This window comes from Paracoccus sp. UBA889 (assembly GCA_002294185.1).
Lineage (GTDB): Bacteria > Pseudomonadota > Alphaproteobacteria > Rhodobacterales > Rhodobacteraceae > Paracoccus.
Genome location: DBFD01000037.1, coordinates 488 through 14,768, shown reverse-complemented (window position 1 = coordinate 14,768; position 14,281 = coordinate 488). Strand labels below are relative to the sequence as shown.

Below are 14,281 nucleotides of genomic sequence, written 5' to 3'. Positions count from 1 at the left end.
GGCCAGGGAGGAGGAGAGGCCGACACCGCTTGCGATGCGGGCTCGGGAGGGAGGAGGAGTGAGCCCGTCGCATCGGTTTGCCGCAGAACAAGGCGGCTATGGGGTGCGGCGCGGGCCAGGGAGGAGCGGGCCTTCGCCGCGGACGGCAGCCGTGGGAGGAGGAATGGGCTGCCGTGTGCGGTCGCCACGATCGACGTGGCTATGTTCTTTGGCGGCGACCTCCGGGGAGGAGGAGAGGAGGTCGCCGCTGATCCCGACCCAGGGAGGAGGAGAGGGCCGGGAGTTCGAATTCCTTACTTCGCTTCGCCCCAGGCCGCTTCGTGGGCCAGGCGGGTGATCATCGACCGGTTGATCCCGAGGTCGTCGAGGTCACGCGCCGTCAGGGCGTTCAGTTCGCGAACGGTCTGCCGATAGACGGCGCGACGGGCGCGGTTTTCCTGCATCCGCTGAACCGCATTCAGCAGGCGGGTCCGCAGGCCGGTTTCGGCAACGTTCTGAGCCTGAGCGATAACAGCCATGATATTTTCCTTTCACATCTCTCGCGGCTTGCACCCGACCCGGATGGTCCGGTGCTTTCGATGACCCAAAGATGGCCCCTATGCTGCGGATGCACAATGGACGGTTTTCAAATGCTGCCATGCAGCGACCGCAAGGCTCGGCCAATTTATTCATGATTATTAACGTCATGAAGAAGCAGAAAATTCGATCTCAAGTTGACGTTTGCGATAACGCTGCATCGGCAAAAAGGTCCATTCCTTGGTGGGTTGCAGGTTCTGCGGACAGATTGTCGCGGGGGTGCTTGCCCCGGTGTCGGCGATGCTTCATGGTCCCGGAAAACCCAGAGCAAGAGCCTTTCGCCATGCCGACAGATCGCGAAGTTGCCCTAGCGGCAATCGCTGACATAGCCCTTCCAGACGGCCGCACGCTGGGCCAGGCGGACCTGATCCGCGCCTTTGCTGTCGAGCGCGATACCGTGAGATTCGTCCTCGAGGTGGCGGATGCCGAGGCCGCACGGGCGCTGGCCCCGGTCGAGGCCGAGGCGCGCCGGCGGCTGGAGGCGTTGGATGGCGTCGCGAAGGTGCAGATCGTGATGACCGCCGCGGCGTCGAAAGGGCAGCCGGCACGCAGTTCCGGCGGCGGACAGGACGCGCCGCCATCCTTGCAGGTCGGACGCCACCCCACCGCACAGGCGGGGCCGCAGCCGATCGCGGGCGTCAAGCACATCGTCGCCATCGGATCGGGCAAGGGCGGTGTCGGCAAATCGACGGTCTCGGCCAATCTGGCCGTGGCCCTGGCGCGCGCGGGCCGCAAGGTCGGGTTGCTGGATGCCGACATCTATGGGCCCTCGCAGCCGCGCATGATGGGCGTGTCAGGCCGGCCCGCCAGCCCCGATGGGCAACGGATCGAGCCCTTGCGCGCGCATGGGGTCACGGTGATGTCCATCGGCCTGATGCTGCGCGAGGGCGAGGCGGTCGTCTGGCGCGGCCCGATGCTGATGGGCGCGATGCAGCAGATGTTGCAACAGGTGAACTGGGGCGAACTGGACGTGCTGCTGATCGACCTGCCGCCCGGCACAGGCGACGTGCAGTTGAGCCTGTGTCAGAAAGCCTCGGTCAGCGGGGCGATCATCGTCTCGACGCCGCAGGACGTGGCCTTGCTGGATGCGCGTCGCGCCATCGACATGTTCAACAAGCTCAAGGCGCCGATCCTGGGCCTGATCGAGAACATGTCCACCTATATCTGTCCCAATTGCGGCCACGAGGCGCATCTTTTCGGCCATGGCGGCGTGGCCCGCGAGGCCGAGATGCTGGGCCTGCCCTTTCTGGGAGAGATTCCGCTGGAACTGGAGGTTCGTCTGGCGAGCGATTCGGGCCGGCCCATCGCATTGGGCGAGGGTGCGGTCTCTGATGCCTATGCCCGGCTGGCCGACCGGCTGGTTCAGGCCGGAACAGCCTGAAAGGGCGGCCCCTGGGAATGTCCGGGATCGCCCCGCGAAAGGGGCTGGGACTGGATGGGACCGCTCCGAATCTCCCCCTCCCGCATTCGTGATTCGGCGTGATTCCCGCGGTCTTTTCCGTGAATCGGCCCTGCCAATCCTGCCCTTGCGCAACCGCTTGATGCGGTTTTTGCCCTGATGTGGGATTTTCCGCCACACCTCATCGATCGCTAGATATGGTGCCGGTTTCGCCGCTTCTTACCAGAAGGAGTGCGAATCGGAGCGTGGCTTTGCCAAAAGGCTGGAATAGCTGTGTCCCGTCGACAATTTTCTGCAATCATGGGGTGAAGAATTCCATTGCTTCCCATGAATTCCCATGTCACAACAGGATCACGAAGACGGGCAGTGAAGGGGCGTCAAGACCCCTCGAGGCGAAGCAGGTTTCATACAGGCACCCGTTTTCCAAACAAGACCGTCCGCGCGTGCGAGCAGCACCTCCCCCAGGTGGCGCGCGACAGGGCGGGAAACCCCGAAAAGGGGCCCAGTCGATGGGAACGAGGGCGGCGGATCGGGCAGTGGCAGCAGCCCGATCCGCCCTTTCTCTGTCGGGCGGACGGCACGGACGGACAGTGAGGCGGGACACGGGTGGCGCGCAAGTTCAGAGGCACCGACAGCGTCAGGATCGACGGGAAGGGGCGGATGTCCATCCCGGCGCGCTTTCGCAAGGTGTTCGACGCCGGAGACCCCTCCTTTGCCACCAGCAATACCGGCCGCACCCAACTGGTCGCGGTCTATGGTCCGGACTGGTGGAACTGGCTTGAACTCTACACCATCGAAGCCATCGAAGAAATCGACCAGCAGATCGACAGACTGACCCGCGGCAGCAACAAGCGCCGCTGGCTGGAGCAATTGATGAACGGCCAGTCGGTGGATTTGGAGATCGACCGAGAGGGTCGCCTCGTCCTGCCCCAGAAGCTGCGCGAGAAACTGGGTTTCGACAACGGGGTCGAGACCACCTTCGCCTCGCATGGCGACTACATGAAGGTCTATCTGCCCGATTCGCCGCCGAAGGATGTCGAGGAACTGGAGGATTTCGCCGCCTCGAAGGGCCGCGGATTCGATCCCCGCGTCTTCCTGTCGGAAACCGGCGAGGAGGACTAGCCGATGGGACAGCCGCATGTTCCGGTCCTGCTGAAGCCACTTATCCGGGCGGTCGCGCCGGTCGGCGGACGGTGGCTGGACGGCACCTTCGGCGCGGGCGGCTATGCGCGCGGTCTGCTGGATGCCGGGGCGCAGGAGGTGATCGGCGTGGATCGCGACCCTTCCGTCTTTCGCATCGCCGAGGGCTGGGCCGGGCAATACGGCGACCGGCTGCGCCTGGTTCAGGGCACCTTTTCGGATCTGGACCGCCTGGCCGCTGAGCCGCTGGACGGTGTCGTCCTGGACCTCGGGGTCAGTTCGATGCAGCTGGATCAGCCCGAACGCGGTTTTTCCTTCCTGCGCGACGGGCCGCTGGACATGCGCATGGGCGGCGACGGACCCTCGGCCGCCGATCTTCTGAACGAATCGGACGAGGCCGTGATCGCCGATGTGCTGTTCCACTATGGCGAGGAGCGCGCCTCGCGCCGGATCGCGCGCGCCATCGTCGCCTCGCGTCCGCTTGGCCGCACCGGGCAGCTGGCCGAAATCGTCGCATCCTGCCTGCCGCGCGCCAAGCCGGGCCAGAGCCACCCGGCCACCCGAAGCTTTCAGGCGATCCGGATCTGGGTGAACGACGAATTCCGGCAACTGGTCGAGGGCCTGTCGGCGGCCGAGCGCGCTTTGAAACCGGAAGGATACCTGGCCGTGGTCAGTTTTCATTCGCTGGAGGACCGGATCGTCAAGCGATTCATGCAGGCGCGGTCGAACAGCGCCGGCGGCGGCAGCCGACACGCGCCGGTCAGCGACACGGCGCCTCCGGCCTTCCGGCTGCCGTTCCGCCGCGCCATCGGACCCGACCCCGACGAGATGGCGGTCAATCCGCGCGCACGTTCGGCGCTGTTGCGCGTTGCCATCCGCACCGAGGCGCCCGCGGGCGAGATCGGGGCAGGGGCGCTTGCGATGCCGCGACTTCCCGCGAAAGGCGGTGCCTGATGCGGTCGCTGACCTATCTTGCCTGCGTGCTGACCGTCATGGCCCTGGCCTTCTGGGCCTACCGCGAAAACTATCGCACCCAGGCCGCGATCGACGATATGGGGAAAATCCGGCGCGAGATTGCCGGGCTGCGCGAGGATCTGGGCGTCCTGCGCGCCGAATGGGCCTATCAGAATCGCCCCGAAAGGCTGCGTCAGCTGGTCGATCTGAATTTCGAGCGCCTGCTGCTGGTGCCTCAGGAAATGGGGCAGGTCGTGGAATTGGGTCATGTCGACTATCCCAAGCCCGCCGCGCCTGTCGAAGAACCGAACGTCGATCCCGCCTCCGAGGAGCAAAAGCCATGATCCGAACCCCCCTGCGCCCTTTGGCCCGGATCCTTCGCGCCCGCGAGCGGGGCGAGAACCCGGACGAGATCGAGGCCGAGAACCGTCGCCGCCGTCACGAGGCGATCCAGGACAAGGCCCGCAGGCGGGCCGAGGGACGGCTGGTCCTTCTGGCCGGCTGTTTCGTGCTGGCCTTTGGCACCGTCGGCGCGCGCATGGCGGCGCTGGCCAACAGCCAGCCCAGCGAGCCACGGGCCGAGGTCATGTCCTCGCAGATCATGTCGCAGCGTGCGGACATCGTCGATCGGCGCGGGCGGGTTCTGGCCACCAATCTGCTGACCTATTCGCTTTATGCCCGTCCGCAGGACATGATCGACCCGATCCGCGCGGCCCAGGGGCTGACGAAGGTCTTTCCCGATCTGGATCTTGCGCGATTGACCAAGGATTTCACCGGCAAACGCAAATTCCTGTGGATCAAGCGCAAGATCAGTCCCGAACAGATGCAGGCGGTCCATGATCTGGGCGAACCGGGACTGCTGTTCGGCCCGCGCGAGATGCGGATCTATCCCAACGGAAACATTGCCAGCCATATCCTGGGAGGATCGCGATTTGGCAAGGAGGGCGTCAGCAGCGCCGAGGTGCTGGGCGTGGCGGGCGTCGAGAAGGCGTTCGACGGCTGGCTGCGCGATCCATCGAACGAGGGCGCACCACTGGAATTGTCCATCGACCTGACCGTGCAGACGGCGCTGGAGGAGGTTCTGGCCTCGGGGATGAAACTGATGAGCGCCAAGGGCGCCGCCGCGATCCTGATGGAGGTCAAGACCGGCGAGATCGTCGCCATGGCCAGCCTGCCCGATTTCGACCCGAATAACAGGCCACGGCCGCTGCTGAAGGGTGATCCGTCGGACAGCCCGCTGTTCAATCGCGCCGTTCAGGGGCAATACGAGCTGGGCTCGACCTTCAAGATCTTTCCGGTCGCGCAGGCGCTGGATCTGAAGCTGGTGAACCCGAATTCGATCATCAATACGACCACCCCGATGAGGTTCGGGAAATATCGGATCAACGATTTCGACGATTATGGCCCGCAACTCAGCGTGACGAGTGTCATCGTGAAGTCCTCGAACGTGGGCACGATCCGGATCGCACAGCTTCTGGGACCGGATCGGCAGCGGGAATTTCTGAAACGGCTTGGCCTGTTCGAGCCGTCGCCGATAGAACTGGTCGAAGCGCCAACCGGTCTGCCGCTGGTGCCGTCGCGCTGGCCGCCAGTGACGGCGGCGACCGTCGCCTATGGCCAAGGCATTGCCGTCAGTCCGCTGCATCTGGCCTCGGCCTATGCAACGATCGGCAATGACGGAATCAAGGTCACGCCGACCCTGATCCGCGGTCGCAAGCGCCCCGAGGGCGAACGGCTGCTGTCCACCCGCGCCGCGCAACAGGCCGTCGCCATGCTGCGTCAGGTGGTCGTGCGCGGCACCGCCACCCGGGCCGAGGTCGAGGGATACGAGATCGGCGGCAAGACCGGCACCGCCGACAAGCCACGTCCATCGGGCGGCTATTATAAAAACAAGGTGGTCTCGAGCTTCGCTTCGATCTTTCCAACCAGCGATCCGCAATACGTGTTGGTCGTGACGCTTGACGAGCCCTCGATCACCACCAATTACGGCGGCGAAAGCCGCACCGCGGGAACGACCGCGGTGCCGGTGGCGGCAGAACTGGTTCGGCGTCTGGGACCGCTGCTGGGCCTGGAACCCAGGACCGAAGAAAAGCTGCCGGTCTTTGCCGCCCGCTACCAGCCGCGTGTTGAATCGGCTGCGGACGATGGGATAAAGCTCGTCGCGAACAAATGACGGGTGAGATCGTGGGGCAGGGCAGAAAGACGCTGGCGCAACTGGGCCTGCGGGCCAGGGATGGGCTGGATCCCGCGATCACCGGACTTTCGCTGGATAGCCGGACGGTCAGGCCGGGCCATCTGTTCGCCGCCCTGCCGGGATCGGCGATGCATGGGGCGGAATTCATTCGCTACGCCCTGCGCATGGAGGCGGCGGCGGTGCTGACCGACCGCGCCGGGGCGGACATCGCGGCCGGGGCGCTGGCCGATTGGGATGGCGCGCTGATCATCGCCCAGGATCCGCGCGCGGCCCTTGCCGGAGCCGCGGCCCTGTGGTTCGAGACGCAGCCGCGTCATGTGGTGGCCGTCACCGGCACATCCGGCAAGACCTCGGTCGCCAGTTTCACCCGCCAGATCTGGCAGTCGCTGGGCCACAGTGCGATCAGCCTTGGCACGATGGGCGTTCAGGGCGATTTCGAGGCTGCGTTGAAGCACACGACGCCCGATCCGCTGACCCTGCACCGCATCCTGTCCGAGGCCGCCCAGGCCGGCGTGAGCCATGCGGCGATGGAGGCATCCAGCCACGGACTGGACCAGCGGCGTCTGGACGGTGTGCGAATCGAGGCGGGCGCATTCACCAATTTCAGCCAGGATCATCTGGATTACCATGCCAGCTTTGACGACTATTTCGCCGCCAAGGCATTGCTGTTCAATCATATTCTGGAAGAAGGCGAAGCTGCTGTCGTCAATGTCGATAGCCAGCGCGGCCGCCAGATGGCCGAAATCGCAACGGATCGTGGCCTGGCCCTGACCAGCATCGGCACGGGCGAGGACGCGATGCTGCGAATTCTGGGGCAGCGTTTTAACGCGACCGGGCAGGATCTGCGCTTTTCGGTCATGGGGCAGCCGCAGATGGTGCGCCTGCCGCTGATCGGCGGTTTTCAGGCGGAAAACGTGTTGGCGGCGATGGCGCTGGCCATGGCCTCGGGCGATGCGGCCGGGGATATCATGCGCGTTCTGCCCGATCTGCGCACCGTACGCGGTCGAATGCAACTCGTGGCGCAGCGCGAGAACGGTGCCGCGGTCTTTGTCGATTACGCCCACAAGCCCGGCGCGGTGATCGCGGCCCTGCAATCGCTGCGCCCGCATGTGATGGGCCGGATCGTTGTTGTCATCGGCGCCGGCGGCGACCGCGACCGCGCCAAGCGCCCACTGATGGGTGAGGCTGCCCGAGACCATGCCGACGTGGTCATCGTGACGGATGACAATCCGCGGACCGAGGATCCCGCCGCCATCCGCCATGCCATCCTGCAGGGTGCGGGCCCCGAGGCGACCGAGGTCGCCGACCGGGCCGAGGCGATCCTGCGCGGCGTCGATGCCTTGCAACCGGGCGATGCCTTGCTGATCGCGGGCAAGGGACACGAGACCGGCCAGATCGTCGGGCAGGATGTCTATCCGTTCGACGATGCCGAACAGGCCTCGGTCGCGGTCGCCGCGCTGGATGGCCGCATATGAGCCTTTGGAACGCGCAGGACGCCGCCGCCGCCACCGGAGGGCGAGCGCAGGGGAATTGGACTGCTTCGGGCGTGTCCATCGACACGCGCAATATGGCGCCCGGGGATCTGTTCATCGCGCTGAAGGATACGCGCGACGGCCATGAATTCGTGCAGCGCGCGCTGCAACAGGGTGCGGCAGCCGCCATGGTCAGCCGTATTCCCGAAGGCGTCGCCGCCGGGGCGCCGCTGCTGGTCGTGCCCGACGTTCTGCGCGGCCTCGGGGATCTGGGCCGGGCCGGCCGGGCGCGGATGGTCGGCAAGGTGGTTGCGATCACCGGCTCGGTCGGCAAGACCTCGACCAAGGAGATGGCGCGGGCAGCCCTGAGCGGGCAGGGGCGCATCCACGCGGCCGAGGCCAGCTACAACAACCACTGGGGGGTGCCGCTGACGCTGGCACGGATGCCTCCCACCACGGATTTCGCCATCCTCGAGATCGGCATGAACCATCCCGGCGAGATCGCGCCGCTGTCGCGACTGGCCCGTCCGCATGTGGCGCTGATCACCACCGTCGCGGCGGCGCATCTGGAGGCCTTCGGCGCGATCGAGGGGATCGCCCGCGAGAAGGGCGCGATCTTCGAGGGATTGCAGAATGCGGGAACCGCGATCATCCCCGAGGATCTGGAGGTGACGCCAATCCTGCGCGCCTGCGCGGATGCGGCGGGCGCGATCGTCGTGGGCTTCGGACACAAGGCGATGGCGCGGCTGGTCGGGGCCGAACCGGTCAACGGGCGCCTGCGGTGCCGCGCCCGGATTTCGGGCGAGACGGTCGATTTCACGCTGAACACGACCGGAACTCATTTCGCGCTGAACGCGGTCGGCGTTCTGGCCGCCCTGGCGGCGGCCGGGGCCGAACTGCATGACGCCGCCGCGCATCTGTCGGACTGGCAGACGCCGAAGGGCCGCGGCGCGGTCGAACAACTGTGCGGGTTCGAACTCATCGACGATGCCTTCAATGCCAATCCGGCCTCGCTGGCGGCCGGCTTGGCGATGCTGGCCGGCCTTCCGGGCCGCCGTCGGATCGCGATTCTGGGCGACATGCTGGAACTGGGCAACGACGAGGTGGCGCTGCATCGCGCTGTGGCCGTCGACCCGGCGATGCAGGCGATCGATCTGGTCCATTGCGCCGGCCCCCGGATGCGGCATCTGCACGAGGCACTGTCCGGTGCCAGGCAGGGCATCTGGACCGAAAGCGCCGCAGAACTGGCCGCGCGGGTGGACGATCTGGTCGCGCCGGGCGATGTGGTGCTGGTCAAGGGGTCGAAATCCTCCAGGATTTCGGCCGTGGTCGAGGCGCTGCGCAACAAGATGAAGGGATGACCCGATGCTCTACTGGCTGAGCAGCCTGTCCGAGGGCGGCGACCTCTTCAACCTTTTCCGCTACATCACCTTTCGCGCCGGCGCGGCTTTCTTTACCGCGCTTATCTTCGGTTTCATCTTCGGGCCGCCGCTGATCAACTACCTGCGCCGCACCCAGAAGAAGGGCCAGCCGATTCGCGACGATGGCCCCGAGACCCATCTGATCAAGGCGGGGACGCCGACGATGGGCGGGCTGCTGATCCTGTCGGCGCTGTTCGTGTCCACGCTGCTATGGGCGCGGCTGGACAACGGCTATGTCTGGATCGTGCTGACGGTGACGGCGGGCTACGCGGTGATCGGTTTCGCCGACGATTATTCCAAGATCAGCAAGATGAACACCAAGGGCGTGCCGGGACGGGTACGGATCGCGCTCGGGCTGGCGCTTGCCTTCGTCGCCTCGGCCTGGGCGATGTGGCTGCATCCGGCAGGTCTGAGCGGACAATTGGCGCTGCCGGTCTTCAAGGACACGCTGATCAATCTGGGCGTGTTTTTCATCCCCTTCGGCATGCTGGTCATCGTGGGCGCGGCCAATGCAGTGAACCTGACCGACGGTCTGGACGGACTGGCAATCATGCCGGTGATGATCGCCGCCGGCACGCTGGGCGTCATCGCCTATACGGTCGGCCGGGCCGACTTTACCGAATATCTGGGCGTCTACCACGTGCCGGGGTCGGGCGAGATCCTGATCTTCGTCGCCGCCCTGATCGGCGGAGGCCTGGGCTTTCTGTGGTATAACGCGCCTCCGGCGGCGGTCTTCATGGGCGATACCGGCAGTCTCGCCCTTGGCGGCGCGCTTGGCGCCATCGCGGTGGTGACCAAGCACGAGATCGTGCTGGCCGTCGTCGGCGGCCTTTTCGTGGTCGAGGCGCTCAGCGTCATCATCCAGGTGCTCTACTTCAAGCGCACCGGCAAGCGCGTCTTCCTGATGGCCCCGATTCACCACCATTTCGAAAAGCTGGGCTGGAAGGAACCGCAGATCGTGATCCGCTTCTGGATCATCGCGCTGGTCCTTGCGCTGATCGGGCTGGCGACGCTGAAATTGCGCTAGGCTTTGCCTTGGTGCAAATATCCTCGGGGGTCCGGGGGCAGACAGCCCCCGGCTTGAACTTCAGGTGTGACGGATGATCCCGGTACAGGGTGTCGAAAACCAGACGATCGCGATCCTCGGCCTCGGCCGGTCGGGCAGGGCCACGGCGACGGCGCTTGTCGCTGGCGGCGCGCAGGTCATCGCCTGGGACGACGGGGCCGATACCCGCGCGGCGGCCGAGGCCGAGGGGCTGCGCATCATCGATCTGGCACGCGATGACGCATGGTCCGGCGTCACCGCCCTGATCACCTCGCCCGGGATTCCGCATCTGTATCCCAAACCGCATCCGGCAATCGCGCGGGCCTATGCCCTTGGGGTGCCGGTCGACAACGATATCGGGCTGTTCTTTCGCAGCTATGCCACCGCCGACTGGGACGGGTTCGACCGGGCGCCGCGCGTGATCGCGGTGACCGGATCGAACGGCAAGTCCACCACCACCGCGCTGATTCACCATATCTTGCAAGAATGCGGCCGGCCGACCCAGATGGGCGGCAATATCGGCACCGGCGTCCTGTCTCTGGCGCCGGCGACGGATGGCGAGGTGGTGGTGCTGGAATTGTCCAGCTATCAGACCGACCTGGCCCGCGCGCTGACCCCGGATATCGCGGTTTTCACCAACCTGTCGCCCGATCATCTGGACCGTCACGGCGGTCCGGGCGGCTATTTCGCGGCCAAGCGGCGGCTGTTTGCGGAAGGCGGGCCGGATCGTGCGGTGATCGGCGTGGACGAGATCGAGGGACTTTATCTGGCCGATCAGATGCAGGTGGGCCCGGCCGATGACCGGGTGATCCGGATCTCGGCCGGGCAGAAGCTGGACCGCGCCGCCTGGTCTGTCTTCGCGCGCAAGGGCTTTCTGGCGGAATACCGCAAGGGGCGTCAGGCAGGCTCGATCGACCTGCGGGCGATCAAGGGGCTGCCTGGCGCGCATAATCATCAGAATGCCTGCGCGGCCTATGCCGCCTGCCGCGCGGTGGGGCTGGCGCCGCGCGATATCGAGGCGGCCCTGAACAGCTTCGCCGGCCTGCCGCATCGCAGCCAGCTGGTCGCGGAAATCGGCGGGGTGCGTTTCGTCAACGATTCCAAGGCCACCAATGTCGATGCCGCCGCCAAAGCCTTGCAAGCCTTCGATAAAATCCGCTGGATCGCGGGCGGGCTGGGCAAGGACGGCGGAATCGCGGGGTTGGTGCCGCATCTGGACCGGGTCGCGAAAGCCTATCTGATCGGTCATTCGGCCCGCGACTTCGCGCTGGAGATCGGCCAGACCCCGTGCGAGATCGCCGAGACGATGGAGCAGGCGGTGGCCCGTGCGGCGGCCGAGGCTCAGCCCGGCGAAACGGTGCTGCTGGCGCCCGCGGCGGCCAGCTTTGACCAATATCCGAATTTCGAGAAACGCGGCGAGCATTTCACCGCGCTGGTCCAGGCACTGACGGCGCGCTGACACAGCCCCGACGATCCGCGCGATGGCGGCGGGCGTTGCAGATGCGGTGCGCGCAACAGCCGTCTTGCGGCCCGGGCGGAAAGACCATGCAATTGCAGGGTTTTTGGCCGCACAGCCCGTGCACCGGGGCGACACAGGCTGTGCACAGGGCGTGCACAGCCTGCCAGGGCCGCGCGTTCGGGGGCCTGTTTCGGCGCGGATCAGGCCCAGTCCGGCGGCCGCTTTTCCAGGAAAGCCGTGATGCCCTCGTCGGTTTCGGGCAGCATCATGTTCGCGCACATCGTGGCGCCGGCGCTGTCATAGGCCGCGTCCAGCCCGAGGCGAAGCTGTTCGTGGAAGGCACGTTTGCCCATCCGCACGGCGGCGGGCAGTTTCGCGGCGATGGTCCGGGCCATGTCATCGGCGGTCTCGGCCAGCGCCTCGGGCGGAACCACCCGGTTCACCAGGCCCAGATCCCGCGCGCGCTCGGCGGTGATGAACGCACCCGTGGTCAGCATCTCGAAGGCGGCCCTGGGCGGCACCGCACGGCAAAGCGCCACCATCGGCGTGGAACAGAACAGGCCGATATTCACGCCATTGACGCCGAAACGCGCCCCCTGCGCCGCGATTGCGAGATCGCAGGAGGCGACAAGCTGGCAGCCGGCGGCGGTGGCGACGCCCTGGACCTGGGCAATGACCGGCTGGGGCAGGGCCGGGATCATCTGCATCAGGGCGGCGCAACGCGCGAAAAGCCGTTCATAGGCGGCGCGGCCGGCATCATCATCGGCCCGCGCCTGCTGCATCTGGCGCAGATCGTGACCGGCCGAGAACGCCTTGCCCTCGGCCGCGACGATCACCGCGCGGATCCGCCCATCGGCCTGGATGTCGCGGAAGGCCGCGATCAGCGTCTCGATCATCTCGAGCGAGAGGGCGTTGACATTGGCCGGGTCGTTCAGGGTCAGCCGCGCGACATGGCCGCTGTCCTGCCGTTTCACGAGGTCGGGCATCTTGATCTCTCCTGCTTTTGGCGAAAGCCTAGGCCCGGACGGGGCAGGGGGAAAGCATGGATCTGGCGATGGATGCGGCGGCGCTGAACGCGTTTCTGGCGCGGGACTTTCCGCAGGTGGCAGGCACGTTCCGTGTCGAACGGGTCGAGACGGCGATTCTGGTCACGCGGCTGCGCGTGGATGACAGCCACCTGCGCCCCGGAGGCACGATCAGCGGTCCCTCGATCTTTGCGCTGGCCGATCTGGCCATCTATTGCGCGATCCTGTCGCGGATCGGGCCGGTGGCGCTGGCGGTCACGACCAATGCCTCGGTCGATTTCATGCGCAAGCCGCTTTGCGATCGCGACCTGCTGGCCGAGGCGCGGGTGCTGAAACTGGGCCGCGTTCTGGCCGTGGCCGAGGCGCTGATCTTTTCGGACGGCGACAGCGCGCCGGTCGCGCGCTGTTCGATGACCTATTCGATCCCGCCACGGCGCTGAGGCCGAACCGCGAGGGGCGCCCGATGAGGCGGTCTTGTCATTTTCGGCCCGGTTTTCAGGCGGCCTTGTTGAGGTATTTTGATACCTATATCGCAAGCCATTGATATCGCGTCGATAAACGTCGCGAGGGGATCTTGATTTCCTGGCGCGAATCGCGGACAAGCCCGCATCCGAATTCCACAACCCGCAAGGGGCGATCCAAGATGAAGACCTATACCGCTAAACCGGCGGAGATCGAGAAGAAGTGGATCCTGATCGACGCCGAGGGCGTCGTTCTGGGCCGTCTCGCCTCGATCATCGCCACCCGCCTGCGTGGCAAGCACAAGCCGACCTTCACCCCGCACATGGACATGGGCGACAACGTGATCGTCATCAATGCCGACAAGGTGCAGATGACCGGCAACAAGCGCGACGACAAGAAATATTACTGGCATACCGGTCATCCGGGCGGCATCAAGCACCGCACCGCGCGCCAGATCCTGGAAGGCGCCCATCCCGAGCGTGTCGTGACCAAGGCCGTCGAGCGCATGATCAGCCGCAACAAGCTGGGCAAGCAGCAGATGACCCATCTGCGCGTCTATGCCGGGACCGAGCACCCGCACGAGGCGCAGCAACCCGAGGTTCTGGACGTCAAGGTCCTGAACGCCAAGAACACCCGGAGTGCCTGATCATGGCTGAAGACATCAAGACCCTCGACGATCTGAAGTCGGCCGTCTCGGACGGCGATCTGGCCGTGGCCGAGCCCGCCCCCACGCGCGAGCCGCAGCGCGATTCGCTGGGCCGCGCCTATGCGACCGGCAAGCGCAAGGATGCGGTCGCCCGCGTCTGGGTAAAGCCCGGTTCGGGCAAGGTCACCGTGAACGGCAAGGACATCAACGACTACTTCGCCCGTCCGGTGCTGCAGATGATCCTGAAGCAGCCCTTCGACGTGGCCGGCGTCGCCGGTCAGTATGACGTGCAGGCGACGGTGAAGGGCGGCGGCCTGTCCGGCCAGGCCGGCGCGGTCAAGCACGGCATCAGCCAGGCGCTGCAACTGCACCAGCCCGGCCTGCGCGCGGCGCTGAAGGCGGCCGGTTTCCTGACCCGCGACAGCCGGGTGGTCGAGCGCAAGAAATACGGTCGTGCGAAAGCCCGCCGCAGCTTCCAGTTCTCGAAG

Annotated in this window: 14 protein-coding genes; 12 read left to right on the top strand and 2 right to left on the bottom strand. The window is 66.1% G+C overall.

Annotated features, from left to right (window positions below; all coding sequences use genetic code 11):
- Positions 1-293: 293 nt before the first annotated feature.
- The gene (locus B4L36_RS06295; RefSeq protein WP_292953993.1) at positions 294-518 is read right to left on the bottom strand and encodes a DUF1127 domain-containing protein; all 225 of its coding nucleotides are present in this window, start codon (positions 516-518) and stop codon (positions 294-296) included.
- A gap of 341 nt (positions 519-859) precedes the next feature.
- Between B4L36_RS06295 and B4L36_RS06290 the strand changes: the two genes are divergently transcribed.
- The 9 genes from B4L36_RS06290 (at position 860) to murD (ending at position 11,660) form a co-directional block, all read left to right on the top strand.
- On the top strand, positions 860-1,957 hold the full coding sequence (locus tag B4L36_RS06290; protein WP_292953990.1) for an Mrp/NBP35 family ATP-binding protein: 1,098 nt from the start codon (positions 860-862) through the stop codon (positions 1,955-1,957).
- A gap of 624 nt (positions 1,958-2,581) precedes the next feature.
- On the top strand, positions 2,582-3,097 hold the full coding sequence (locus B4L36_RS06285; RefSeq protein WP_292953983.1) for a division/cell wall cluster transcriptional repressor MraZ: 516 nt from the start codon (positions 2,582-2,584) through the stop codon (positions 3,095-3,097).
- 3 nt (positions 3,098-3,100) lie between these two features.
- On the top strand, positions 3,101-4,069 hold the full coding sequence (rsmH, locus tag B4L36_RS06280) for a 16S rRNA (cytosine(1402)-N(4))-methyltransferase RsmH (protein ID WP_292953982.1): 969 nt from the start codon (positions 3,101-3,103) through the stop codon (positions 4,067-4,069).
- Complete coding sequence (gene ftsL, locus B4L36_RS06275) at positions 4,069-4,413, top strand: cell division protein FtsL (RefSeq protein ID WP_292953980.1); 345 nt, start codon at positions 4,069-4,071, stop codon at positions 4,411-4,413. Before rsmH ends, ftsL begins: the two co-directional genes overlap by 1 nt.
- On the top strand, positions 4,410-6,242 hold the full coding sequence (locus B4L36_RS06270; protein ID WP_292953978.1) for a peptidoglycan D,D-transpeptidase FtsI family protein: 1,833 nt from the start codon (positions 4,410-4,412) through the stop codon (positions 6,240-6,242). The genes ftsL and B4L36_RS06270 overlap by 4 nt, the downstream gene beginning before the upstream one ends.
- Positions 6,239-7,738, top strand: a complete 1,500-nt coding sequence (locus B4L36_RS06265; RefSeq protein ID WP_292953976.1) for a UDP-N-acetylmuramoyl-L-alanyl-D-glutamate--2,6-diaminopimelate ligase — start codon at positions 6,239-6,241, stop codon at positions 7,736-7,738. Before B4L36_RS06270 ends, B4L36_RS06265 begins: the two co-directional genes overlap by 4 nt.
- The gene (locus B4L36_RS06260) at positions 7,735-9,096 is read left to right on the top strand and encodes a UDP-N-acetylmuramoyl-tripeptide--D-alanyl-D-alanine ligase (protein ID WP_292953974.1); all 1,362 of its coding nucleotides are present in this window, start codon (positions 7,735-7,737) and stop codon (positions 9,094-9,096) included. The genes B4L36_RS06265 and B4L36_RS06260 overlap by 4 nt, the downstream gene beginning before the upstream one ends.
- A 4-nt stretch (positions 9,097-9,100) precedes the next feature.
- Positions 9,101-10,183 carry a phospho-N-acetylmuramoyl-pentapeptide-transferase gene (gene mraY / locus B4L36_RS06255; RefSeq protein WP_292953972.1) on the top strand — a complete coding sequence of 361 codons (1,083 nt, stop codon included), beginning with the start codon at positions 9,101-9,103 and terminating at the stop codon, positions 10,181-10,183.
- Between the two features lie 73 nt (positions 10,184-10,256).
- Positions 10,257-11,660: a UDP-N-acetylmuramoyl-L-alanine--D-glutamate ligase gene (gene murD, locus B4L36_RS06250; RefSeq protein WP_292953970.1), complete on the top strand. Its 1,404-nt coding sequence runs from the start codon at positions 10,257-10,259 to the stop codon at positions 11,658-11,660.
- Between the two features lie 200 nt (positions 11,661-11,860).
- Here murD and B4L36_RS06245 read toward each other — a convergent pair whose 3' ends face one another.
- A complete protein-coding gene (locus B4L36_RS06245) occupies positions 11,861-12,646 on the bottom strand; it encodes an enoyl-CoA hydratase (RefSeq protein ID WP_292953968.1) in 786 nt (261 codons plus the stop codon).
- Positions 12,647-12,702: 56 nt separating this feature from the next.
- On the opposite strand from B4L36_RS06245, the gene B4L36_RS06240 reads away from it, so the two are divergent.
- The 3 genes from B4L36_RS06240 to rpsI all read left to right on the top strand — a co-directional run.
- Positions 12,703-13,125 carry a PaaI family thioesterase gene (locus B4L36_RS06240; RefSeq protein WP_292953966.1) on the top strand — a complete coding sequence of 141 codons (423 nt, stop codon included), beginning with the start codon at positions 12,703-12,705 and terminating at the stop codon, positions 13,123-13,125.
- A gap of 203 nt (positions 13,126-13,328) precedes the next feature.
- A complete protein-coding gene (rplM, locus tag B4L36_RS06235; RefSeq protein ID WP_292953964.1) occupies positions 13,329-13,793 on the top strand; it encodes a 50S ribosomal protein L13 in 465 nt (154 codons plus the stop codon).
- Between the two features lie 2 nt (positions 13,794-13,795).
- A partial coding sequence (gene rpsI / locus B4L36_RS06230) for a 30S ribosomal protein S9 (protein WP_292953962.1) occupies positions 13,796-14,281 on the top strand: 486 nt, incomplete at its 3' end.